Annotated in this window: 11 protein-coding genes; 5 read left to right on the top strand and 6 right to left on the bottom strand. The window is 53.2% G+C overall.

The window, feature by feature from the left end:
- Window positions 1-113: 113 nt before the first annotated feature.
- From bssS to mdtH, 6 genes are all read right to left on the bottom strand, one after another.
- On the bottom strand, window positions 114-368 hold the full coding sequence (bssS, locus tag EHN07_RS18655; RefSeq protein ID WP_124025511.1) for a biofilm formation regulator BssS: 255 nt from the start codon (window positions 366-368) through the stop codon (window positions 114-116).
- Between the two features lie 353 nt (window positions 369-721).
- Window positions 722-967, bottom strand: coding sequence for a DNA damage-inducible protein I (gene dinI / locus EHN07_RS18650; protein ID WP_124025510.1), 246 nt, complete (start codon window positions 965-967; stop codon window positions 722-724).
- Window positions 968-1,040: 73 nt separating this feature from the next.
- Window positions 1,041-2,087, bottom strand: a complete 1,047-nt coding sequence (gene pyrC / locus EHN07_RS18645) for a dihydroorotase (RefSeq protein ID WP_124025509.1) — start codon at window positions 2,085-2,087, stop codon at window positions 1,041-1,043.
- A 135-nt stretch (window positions 2,088-2,222) separates the two neighbouring features.
- Window positions 2,223-2,783, bottom strand: a complete 561-nt coding sequence (locus tag EHN07_RS18640; protein WP_124025508.1) for a lipoprotein — start codon at window positions 2,781-2,783, stop codon at window positions 2,223-2,225.
- Window positions 2,784-2,941: 158 nt separating this feature from the next.
- A complete protein-coding gene (gene grxB / locus EHN07_RS18635; protein ID WP_124025507.1) occupies window positions 2,942-3,589 on the bottom strand; it encodes a glutaredoxin 2 in 648 nt (215 codons plus the stop codon).
- A 75-nt stretch (window positions 3,590-3,664) separates the two neighbouring features.
- A complete protein-coding gene (mdtH, locus tag EHN07_RS18630) occupies window positions 3,665-4,873 on the bottom strand; it encodes a multidrug efflux MFS transporter MdtH (protein ID WP_124025506.1) in 1,209 nt (402 codons plus the stop codon).
- Window positions 4,874-5,113: 240 nt separating this feature from the next.
- On the opposite strand from mdtH, the gene rimJ reads away from it, so the two are divergent.
- The 5 genes from rimJ to EHN07_RS18605 all read left to right on the top strand — a co-directional run bounded on the left by rimJ (window position 5,114) and on the right by EHN07_RS18605 (window position 9,574).
- Window positions 5,114-5,698 (top strand): ribosomal protein S5-alanine N-acetyltransferase, encoded by a 585-nt coding sequence (rimJ, locus tag EHN07_RS18625; protein WP_124025512.1) that lies wholly within the window; start codon window positions 5,114-5,116, stop codon window positions 5,696-5,698.
- Between the two features lie 9 nt (window positions 5,699-5,707).
- The gene (locus EHN07_RS18620; RefSeq protein WP_124025505.1) at window positions 5,708-6,358 is read left to right on the top strand and encodes a YceH family protein; all 651 of its coding nucleotides are present in this window, start codon (window positions 5,708-5,710) and stop codon (window positions 6,356-6,358) included.
- 3 nt (window positions 6,359-6,361) lie between these two features.
- Complete coding sequence (locus EHN07_RS18615) at window positions 6,362-7,285, top strand: Gfo/Idh/MocA family protein (RefSeq protein WP_124025504.1); 924 nt, start codon at window positions 6,362-6,364, stop codon at window positions 7,283-7,285.
- Between the two features lie 195 nt (window positions 7,286-7,480).
- Window positions 7,481-9,016: a murein biosynthesis integral membrane protein MurJ gene (murJ, locus tag EHN07_RS18610; RefSeq protein WP_124025503.1), complete on the top strand. Its 1,536-nt coding sequence runs from the start codon at window positions 7,481-7,483 to the stop codon at window positions 9,014-9,016.
- A gap of 66 nt (window positions 9,017-9,082) precedes the next feature.
- Entirely contained in the window at window positions 9,083-9,574 is a 492-nt protein-coding gene (locus EHN07_RS18605; RefSeq protein WP_124025502.1) for a cold shock domain-containing protein, read from the top strand.
- Window positions 9,575-9,675 lie beyond the last annotated feature (101 nt).

Genomic DNA, 9,675 nt, shown 5'->3' with positions numbered 1-9,675 from the left:
TTTTTTATTGATGGCCTATGTTCGTTTGGCGAAATACGTGGGTTTGTCATCAGGCTGAAGACACCGTGAGATGCCTTCAGCGTGATAAGGGCTGCATTGGCAATCAATGGCAATCAATGCTTACGATAATCGTTTACCTGGTAATCACTGGACTCAATCTTAGCAATCCCGGCTTCTAAAATAGAAATAAATTGCCGGGCAACCTCGGTAGTCAGCCATAAAGTCTGGCCGATTTCAGTTTCGTCGTGCTTTTGCGTGTTCGAAGAGAGGTAGTGCAGGCGAAGCATCAGCGCATCATAGCTATCAACGGTGCTGATGTCCCATCCGACAAGGGGATGGGTCTGGATAACATCACTATTTTTTTCCATCATAACCCCTTTTATTCGTGTATTTAAGACAACGGTTGGCGAGGTTTAATGCTTGTTTATGTGAAGCTAGTTAAGTATATCCATGATTAAGCTAATTCGACGGAGAAATAAATACCCGGCAACACTTTTCTTACAATAAAACGTCTGATTGCGCAATTTATCAACAGATCGTTGTGTGGAGCTATCAGTGCATTCTGAGTCATGAGTGAAAAGGGAAAATTATTTAGCGCGTGAATTTCAGACAATTAAAAAAACCGGATGGCGACACCCGGCATAAAGTAAAACAACGAGGGAATTTTTTACCTGAAATGGGCGGCGACTTAATGTTAAATCCGCCCCTTCAATGGTGAGTTTTAATCCGCAGCAAACCAGTCGTCAGCGCTTTCCCAGGTCTCTTGCAATATTTCGCTAATACGATCGCGTTCTTCTTTGCCTGCCCCTAAAACCGACAGGTTATTCGCTGCGGCATAACGTACCTGAACGTGGTTCTGATTTTCAGGATAGGATTGAGTAATTCGGCGTGAAAGTTCATTGGCAAGCGCGTCTATCGCGCCTGGTGGCAGAGATGTAGTTCTGGCAATAGTGACTTCAATACGCATAACGGCCCCCTGTATAATGTACTGGATATTTATACAGTCATATCCAGTATTATGCAACAGAGGGCGTTAAAAATTATGCCGTTACCGACCAGTTCACCCGCTCACCGGCCAGGAATGGCACGATGCTGTCATCACTGGTTTCAATCCGTTCTGGCATCTGCACCGGAGTGCGCACCAGCTCGATGGTTTCTTCATTTACCGGCAAGCCGTAGAAGCGTGGGCCATTGACGGAGGTAAAGGCTTCGAAATGCTGCAGCGCATTCATCTCTTCAAACACCGTAGCGTAAGCGCCAAGGGCTGAAGGGGCATTAAAGCAGCCCGCGCAGCCGCAGCAGGCCTCTTTACGATGGCGCGCGTGGGGGGCCGAATCCGTGCCGAGGAATACGCGGTCACAGCCGCTTGCCACCAGCTCGCGTAACGCTTCCTGATGCACGCTGCGTTTTAAAATTGGCAGGCAGTACAGGTGAGGGCGCACGCCGCCAACCAGCATGTGGTTGCGGTTAAACATCAGGTGCTGCGGAGTAATCGTCGCCGCAAGCAGGGAGCTGCCTTCCTTCACGTACTGAGCGGCGTCTTTGGTGGTGATATGTTCAAACACCACTTTCAGTTCCGGCAGCTGGCTGCGCAGCGGTTCCATCACGGTTTCGATAAAGCGCGCTTCGCGGTCAAAAATATCAATATCGGCGTGCGTGACTTCACCGTGAATAAGCAGCGGCATCCCGATTTTTTGCATGCGTTCAAGCACTTTTAAAATCGCGGCGGTGCTGGTTACGCCGTGGCTGGAGTTGGTGGTCGCGTTAGCCGGGTAGAGTTTTGCCGCGGTGAAGACGCCCTCATTAAACCCGCGCTCAACCTCGTTTGGATCCAGCGAGTCGGTCAGATAGCAGGTCATTAATGGTTCGAACTGGTGCCCTTGCGGTACGGCATCAAGAATACGCTGGCGGTAAGCGATAGCGGCTGCAACCGTTGTCACCGGCGGCGCCAGGTTTGGCATCACAATTGCGCGACCATAAATTTCGCTGGTATAAGGCACCACCGTTTTTAACATCTCACCGTCGCGAAGGTGAACATGCCAGTCGTCTGGGCGGCGAATTTTTAATACCTGAGGTAATACGGTCATGAAAGTGCTCCGGCGTAGGAAGGAAATAACGATGATTTATGCCGGGCACTAAGGATAGGCGCAAACGTTTCGCTTTGCACCATTTTCGTTGAGAATTTATCGGGGAAGAGATGTCCCTCCCCGTATCACGCCGGGTTACTCAGTGAATGGAATGATGATTTCACCAGGCTTCACTTCAATCCCTTTAGCGTATTTCTTCGCCAGTTTTTCACCCGCGCTGTTGTCTTCGCTTAATACGTAAGCAGGCTGTTGATTAAAGTAATTGCGCAACGACTGATTGAGATAGGGGATCAGGGTCTGAACGATGGTCTGCATTTTTTCAGGCTCAACGCTTGCCTCCACCACTTCCATCTCTTGCAGATAGATGGCGCCCTGCTCTTTATTAAACGCCGGCAGGGCTTTAAGTTTCAGCTTGATATTGGCTTTTTGATTGCCAAATAGCGAGGTCATATCCAGTCTGGCATCGCCGGTCAGGGTGATTTTATTCGGCTCTTCACGGCCAATAGCGCTGGCTAAATTGGTTAATACAATATGGGCATCGGCAATGCCGGGCAGGCCGATATCTTTAGAGAAATTATTCCGTTTATGCAGCGCCTGGTTGATCTCTTGTTCGCTGACGGTGTACTGCGTTAGCTGATTACACCCCACCACTAATCCGCTGAGCACCAGCGCTGCGGCTACGATAATCTTTTTCATAGAATCCCTTAACATCCGGCTTTAGTCACAGATCCTGACATAAAGCAGCATGCTGTACCAGCGCCGGGCGTGCTACAGGAAAAAGCTGAAAATCCCCGCCATCTGCCGGGCAATCGTGCTGCGGCGGACAGTATGGCGGGGAAGGGGCGGTATAACTATTAAAACGCGTGGGATGACAGCAGATTAATTTGTGTCTGTTTGGCCATGTTATCGCGGTATGCCGCAACACGGCTTGGCCAGTCAATACCGGCAACCAGCGTCAGGTTACGCAGCAGCGGGAACAGATGGATATCGTCATCCGACAGCTCGCCGTTAACCGCATTAGGTTGCACAATCAGCTTATCGAGCTTGCGTAAATCATCGCTGATTTTTTTGATAAGCCCGGGTGAATGGGCGAGGCTATCGGCAAACGGGCCAATTAGCGCCTCTTTTTTCTGCGTGAAGTAAGCCCGCGCCTGCGGCGTGGCAAACTCATCAAAAGGCGCTTTTGCGATGCGCGGGATCGTTAGCTGTTGCACATAGCTCTGCACATGGCGCAGCCAGTCGCTGATTGCGGCGTTGCTGCTGCCGGTGAGTAACGGTTCCCCATCGAGTTTGTCAACGTAGTGCACAATATCCATGCTTTCCGGCAGGTAGCGGCTATCGTCTTTTTGCAGGATCGGCGCCATTTTTTTGCCAATCATTTTCGTTGGGGTGGCTTCATCGTCATTGAGCAGCACCTTCAGCTCAACGGGAATATTCTTTAAGCCAAAAATCATGCGCGCTTTAAGGCAGAAAGGGCAGTGATCGTAGATATAAAGTTTCACCTTATTCCTCCATCTCTATTACCGGACAAACTCCGTCAATTTTTGAGTATGGAGGAGAAGCGCGCGTGTCGCAAACTAGTTACCGGGCTCCAGCATCGAAGGCGCTACCGGTTTCGCGCTGAATTGCCACCACAGCGCAAGCAGCGTGATCGCGCCGACGATCCCTAACATCACCCACGGCAGCTCGGGCTGGTTAAGGCTTTTACCGGCATCAAATAACCAACCGCCACCGGCGTAGCCGAACGCGCCACCTATCGCCAGGCCTAAACGGCTGAAGCCCATATAGCTGCCGCGCGCACGGGAATCAGCAAGCGATGCCCCCAGGGTTTCACGAGCGGGTTCCGCAATAATCGATCCAATATAAAATACGCAAATCAGGGTGAGCAGCTGCTGGAGAGTGCTTGCCAGCCCAATCGGTAGCATGGCAATGGTCATCAGGAACAATCCCGCCATCAGGCGTTGTTCAAGGCGGAAGCGTTTTTCGCTCCAGCGGGCAATCGGGTAAAGCAGCGTTAGCGAGAGCGCGGCCTCAATGGCATACATCCACTTCACCGCGGCAGGAGTGCCGGCAATGTCGTTAACCATAATCGGCAGCATCAGCATGACCTGCACCGCCAGCATGTAATACCCGGCCAGCGTCAGCACATAGGTGACAAAACGCCTGTCGCGCAATACGCGCCCCATTCCTTCAAGCATCGGCGTACGAACGGTGGAGAGCTTATAGGCAGGCAGTAGCCAGGCATTCACGCCAGCGCAAATCACAAACATCACCGCGCCGGTGCCACAAACCAGACGGAAATCATATTGCAGCAGCCAGCTGCCGAGCAGCGCGCCGATGACTGCGCCAGCGCTGTCTTGCATCATCAGCAGCGAGAAAAAACGGCCGCGCTGATGCGGGCGCACCAGCTTCACCACCAGAGCCGCGCGTGGCGGGTCGAACAGCGTGCCGCCAATCCCGGAGATAAAACAGGATAACCACAGCACCCATGGCTCATGCGCAATCCCCATCAGGGCAAAACCCGCCGCCCGCAGCAGCATACCGGTGACAATCATCGGCTTAGCGCCCAGCCGGTCAGCAATCGCGCCGCCAAAAATACCCAACCCCTGCTGCGTGAGCTGCCGCAAGCCGAGCGCAATACCGACCATCAGCGCCGCCCAGCCCATCTGGTCAACGAAGCGAATGGAGATAAGAGGGAACACCACGAAAAAACCTAATACCACTAACATGTTATCGAGCAATAAGAAGTATTTACCCAGGTTTCTGGCCTGCGCGACCCGTGACATCTCCCCTCCAGGGAATTTTAAAAGTGTGATCAGACTCTATTCTCTACCGGCGCGTGGCTTTTTGACAGCCGCCCCCTCGACAATATTTTTTTATCAATCCGGCGCTTTGATTGATGCCGTTAATCGAAAAAAGTATGGGCTGATGAAAAATCTGCATGTTGTTGTTTTCCTTCTGCCGCCAGCCGCAGGTATAGTAATGAAGTGCCGAAGAAAATGTGGGATGTGAGGAGTAGGGTGAACATGTTTGGCTACCGCAGTAACCTGCCGAAAGTACGCTTAACCACCGACCGTTTAGTCGTGCGTCTGGTGCATGAGCGAGATGCCTGGCGTCTGGCCGATTATTACGCCGAAAATCGCCAGTTCCTGAAACCCTGGGAGCCGATTCGTGATGACAGCCACTGCTACCCCTCCGGCTGGCAGGCGCGGCTTGGCATGATCGGCGAAATGCATAAAACCGGCAGCGCCTACTACTTTGCGCTGCTCGATCCAGAAGAAAAAGAGATACGCGGGGTGGCTAATTTTTCGAACGTCGTGCGCGGCTCATTCCATGCCTGCTATCTCGGCTACTCCCTTGGTGAAAAGTGGCAGGGGCAAGGCATGATGTTTGAAGCGCTGACCACGGCTATCCGCTATATGCAGCGCAGCCAGCATATCCATCGCATCATGGCGAACTATATGCCGCACAACCAGCGCAGCGGCGATCTTCTCGCCCGCCTCGGATTTGAAAAAGAAGGCTATGCCAAAGCGTATTTGCTGATTGACGGCGTCTGGCGCGATCATGTTCTGACCGCGCTCACCAACAAAGAATGGACCCCCGGTCGTTAAGGACAAACCATGAAATATCAGTTAACTGCGGTAGAAGCGCGGGTCGTGGGCAGCCTGCTGGAAAAACAGGTGACCACGCCCGAACAGTATCCTATGTCGCTCAACGGCGTGGTGACGGCGTGTAATCAAAAGACCAACCGTGAGCCGGTGATGGACCTGCAGGAACATGAGGTTCAGGAAACGCTGGATACGCTGGTTAAACGCCACTTTTTGCGCACCGTCAGCGGGTTTGGCAATCGCGTCACAAAGTACGAACACCGTTTTTGCAATTCAGAATTTGGCACCCTTAAACTTTCGGCTGCTGAAGTCGCGGTGGTGACTTCTCTGCTGCTACGCGGAGCACAAACGCCGGGGGAATTGCGCACCCGCGCCGCAAGAATGTTTGAGTTCAGCGACATGGCGCAGGTAGAAACCACGCTCGAAACCCTCGCTAACCGTGAAGACGGCCCATTTGTGGTGCGTTTGCCGCGTGAACCTGGTAAACGTGAAAGCCGCTATATGCACCTTTTCAGCGGCGAGGTTGATGTCTCTGCGTTGGCTGAAGTGCAAAATTCTGCGCCACCCGCAGAAAATTTAACGGCTCGCGTCGAACGGCTTGAAAATGAAGTTGCTGAATTAAAGCAACGCCTGGATTCACTGCTCGCCCATCTCGGGGATTAATTGATGACTAAACTTCGCGTCGGCGTGGTCGGTTTGGGTGGCATCGCGCAAAAAGCGTGGTTGCCGGTATTGGCTACGGCAGGCGACTGGACGCTTCAGGGCGCGTTTTCGCCAACCCGGGCAACAGCGCAGAAGGTTTGTGACGCTTACCGTATCCCTTACGTTTCGTCTCTTGCGCAGTTGGCAGAGCAGTGTGATGCAGTATTCGTTCATAGCGCCACCAGCAGCCATTACGCGGTGGTCAGTGAATTATTGCAGGCGGGCGTGAATGTTTGTGTCGATAAGCCGCTGGCTGAAAGTCTCTCCGATGCGCAACGTTTGGTCGAGCTGGCGCAGCGGAAAAAGCGCACGCTGATGGTCGGTTTTAACCGCCGTTTTTCACCGCTGTATCAGGATCTGAAAGCGAAGCTGGCGAATGGTGCATCAGTACGTATGGATAAACACCGCGCCGACAGCGTCGGGCCGAACGACCTGCGTTTCACCCTGCTGGACGACTATCTGCACGTCGTTGATACCGCGCTGTGGTTGGGGGGCAGTGAAGCACAGCTGCAGAGCGGCACGTTACTGACCAACGATCGGGGCCAGATGCTGTATGCCGAACACCACTTCGCCAGCGGCAATTTGCAAATCACCACCAGCATGCATCGCCGTGCCGGTAGCCAGCGCGAGTGGGTGCAGGCGGTGACAGACGGCGGCTTATTTGACGTTACGGATATGCGCGAATGGCGTGAAGAGTGCGGCAGCGGGGTGGTGAATCGTCCTGTTGCCGGCTGGCAGTCAACGCTTGAGCAGCGTGGTTTTGCAGGCTGCGCGCGCCACTTCCTCGATTGCGTGGCAAATCAGACGGTTCCTGAAACGTCTGGCGAGCAGGCATTGATGGCCCAGCGCGTGGTTGAGAAACTGTGGCGCGACGCGATAAGCGAATAACGCCAGTGCTATTTAAATAGAGTATCGGTAGACTACGCGCCTGCGAAATGCCCATGGTTATTTTTTGATGCGATACGTTCGTATTGCAACCGTATTTGTATTGGCAGCCTATGTTCGTTTGGCGAAACACGTGGGTTTGTCATCAGTCTGAACGCCTGCTTAGCAGGCGTTGATGTTTGTGGAACCACATAATAAATGAATCTATTAAAATCGCTGGCGGCAGTCAGCTCGATGACGATGTTTTCTCGCGTGCTGGGATTTGCACGTGATGCCATTGTGGCAAGGGTTTTCGGGGCCGGGATGGCGACGGATGCCTTTTTTGTGGCATTTAAATTACCGAATTTGTTGCGCCGAATTTTTGCCGAAGGCGCTTTTTCACAAGCGTTTGTCCCGATTCTGGCCGAATACAAAAGCAAGCAGGGTGAAGACGCCACGCGCGTGTTTGTCTCGTATGTTTCCGGGTTGCTGACGCTGGCGCTGGCTGTTGTCACCGTGATTGGCATGATTGCCGCGCCGTGGGTGATTCTGGTCACGGCTCCGGGCTTTGCCGACACCGCCGATAAATTCGCGCTGACCTCCAGCCTGTTGCGTATCACCTTCCCGTATATCTTCCTGATTTCACTCGCTTCATTATGCGGGGCGATACTCAATACCTGGAACCGTTTCTCGGTCCCGGCGTTTGCACCAACCTTCTTAAACCTCAGCATGATTGGCTTTGCGCTGTTTGCCGCGCCGCATTTTAACCCGCCGATTCTGGCGCTGGCCTGGGCGGTTACCGTCGGCGGCGTTTTGCAGCTGGCCTACCAGCTTCCGCATCTGAAAAAGATTGGCATGCTGGTTTTACCGCGTGTAAATCTGAAAGACGCCGGTGCGATGCGCGTAATTAAACAGATGGGGCCTGCCATTCTCGGGGTGTCCGTCAGCCAGATTTCATTAATCATCAATACCATTTTCGCCTCGTTTCTTGCCTCCGGCTCGGTTTCGTGGATGTACTACGCCGATCGCCTGATGGAGTTCCCATCCGGCGTGCTGGGCGTGGCGCTGGGCACCATCCTGCTGCCGTCGCTGGCGAAAAGCTTTGCCAGCGGCAATCACGATGAATATTCACGCCTGATGGACTGGGGTTTACGTCTGTGTTTCCTGCTGGCGCTGCCCAGCGCTGTGGCGCTGGGTATTCTGGCCAAACCGCTCACCGTGTCCCTGTTCCAGTACGGTAAATTTACCGCTTTCGATGCGCTGATGACACAGCGCGCGCTGGTGGCCTATTCCGTCGGCTTGATGGGGCTGATTGTGGTGAAAGTGCTGGCGCCGGGCTTTTATTCGCGCCAGGACATCAAAACGCCGGTTAAGATCGCCATCGTGACGCTGATCCTGACCCAGGTGATGAACCTTATCTTTATCGGCCCGCTCAAACACGCCGGGCTGTCGCTCTCCATTGGCCTCGGGGCCTGTCTGAATGCCAGCCTGCTATACTGGCAGCTGCGCAAACGCAACATTTTCCAGCCTCAGCCGGGCTGGGCTGGCTTCCTGTGGCGTTTGATCGCCGGTGTGATGGTGATGGGGGCGGTATTGTCCGGCATGATGCATGTGATGCCGGCATGGGATCTCGGCACCATGCCGTACCGGTTATTGCGCTTGATGGCGGTGGTGGTCGCCGGTATTGCGGCGTACTTCGCAACGCTTATGGTGCTTGGGTTCCGCGTGAAAGATTTTGCCCGTCGGACTATTTAGCAAAGGCGTTCTGCATTAAACTGCGCGCTGCAAAATTTGACATATTGAACGATTAATTAGGCGGTAATAGCGATGCACGGAACAATCACAACCTGGTTTGCAGACAAAGGTTTCGGTTTTATCAAAGATGAAAATGGCGACAACCGTTATTTTCATGTGATTAAGGTCGCCAATCCAGATCTGATTAAGAAAGATGCTTCGGTGACGTTCGAGCCAACGACCAACAACAAAGGCCTGTCGGCGTATGCGGTGAAGGTTGAGCCTGATAGCAAATACATCTATATCGCCGGCGAGCGCATCAAAATCACCGCGATCAAATCTTTCCTGGTGTACAGCGAAGAGGTCCCCGCTGAAACCAGGATTGATAAAGAGAACGCGGTACTTTCCGTTGGCGCACTGATGAACAGCATCCGCCCGAAAGCTGACCCTAAGCCCGGGGAAATGCGCACGCTGAAAAAGCTGGCGGTGACTACATTCCAGGGCTCAACGTTGATTTTCTCGGAAGATGAAATTGATGTGGAAGCGACGATGAAGGTTCTGAAGGCGTTGCCGCGTTAAGGGTAAACCATCCTCACCCTGGCAATTTTTCAGGGTGAGATCTGTAAGCTTCGCAGGTTTTCCGTTCACCCGAACGCAGGCTTATCTCTGTGGCTTCTGTA

The organism is Buttiauxella warmboldiae (genome assembly GCF_003818135.1).
GTDB classification, from domain to species: Bacteria; Pseudomonadota; Gammaproteobacteria; order Enterobacterales; family Enterobacteriaceae; genus Buttiauxella; species Buttiauxella warmboldiae.
Note: the sequence above shows the minus strand (reverse complement) of the source record. Positions and strands in the feature narration are given on the sequence as shown.

Bases quoted from the DNA above. Each gene is read 5' to 3' on its own strand.
- bssS (WP_124025511.1), bottom strand. From the start codon at position 368: ATGGAAAAAAATAGTGATGTTATCCAGACCCATCCCCTTGTCGGATGG.
- dinI (WP_124025510.1), bottom strand. From the start codon at position 967: ATGCGTATTGAAGTCACTATTGCCAGAACTACATCTCTGCCACCAGGC.
- pyrC (WP_124025509.1), bottom strand. From the start codon at position 2,087: ATGACCGTATTACCTCAGGTATTAAAAATTCGCCGCCCAGACGACTGG.
- EHN07_RS18640 (WP_124025508.1), bottom strand. From the start codon at position 2,783: ATGAAAAAGATTATCGTAGCCGCAGCGCTGGTGCTCAGCGGATTAGTG.
- mdtH (WP_124025506.1), bottom strand. From the start codon at position 4,873: ATGTCACGGGTCGCGCAGGCCAGAAACCTGGGTAAATACTTCTTATTG.
- rimJ (WP_124025512.1), top strand. From the start codon at position 5,114: ATGTTTGGCTACCGCAGTAACCTGCCGAAAGTACGCTTAACCACCGAC.
- EHN07_RS18620 (WP_124025505.1), top strand. From the start codon at position 5,708: ATGAAATATCAGTTAACTGCGGTAGAAGCGCGGGTCGTGGGCAGCCTG.
- EHN07_RS18615 (WP_124025504.1), top strand. From the start codon at position 6,362: ATGACTAAACTTCGCGTCGGCGTGGTCGGTTTGGGTGGCATCGCGCAA.
- murJ (WP_124025503.1), top strand. From the start codon at position 7,481: ATGAATCTATTAAAATCGCTGGCGGCAGTCAGCTCGATGACGATGTTT.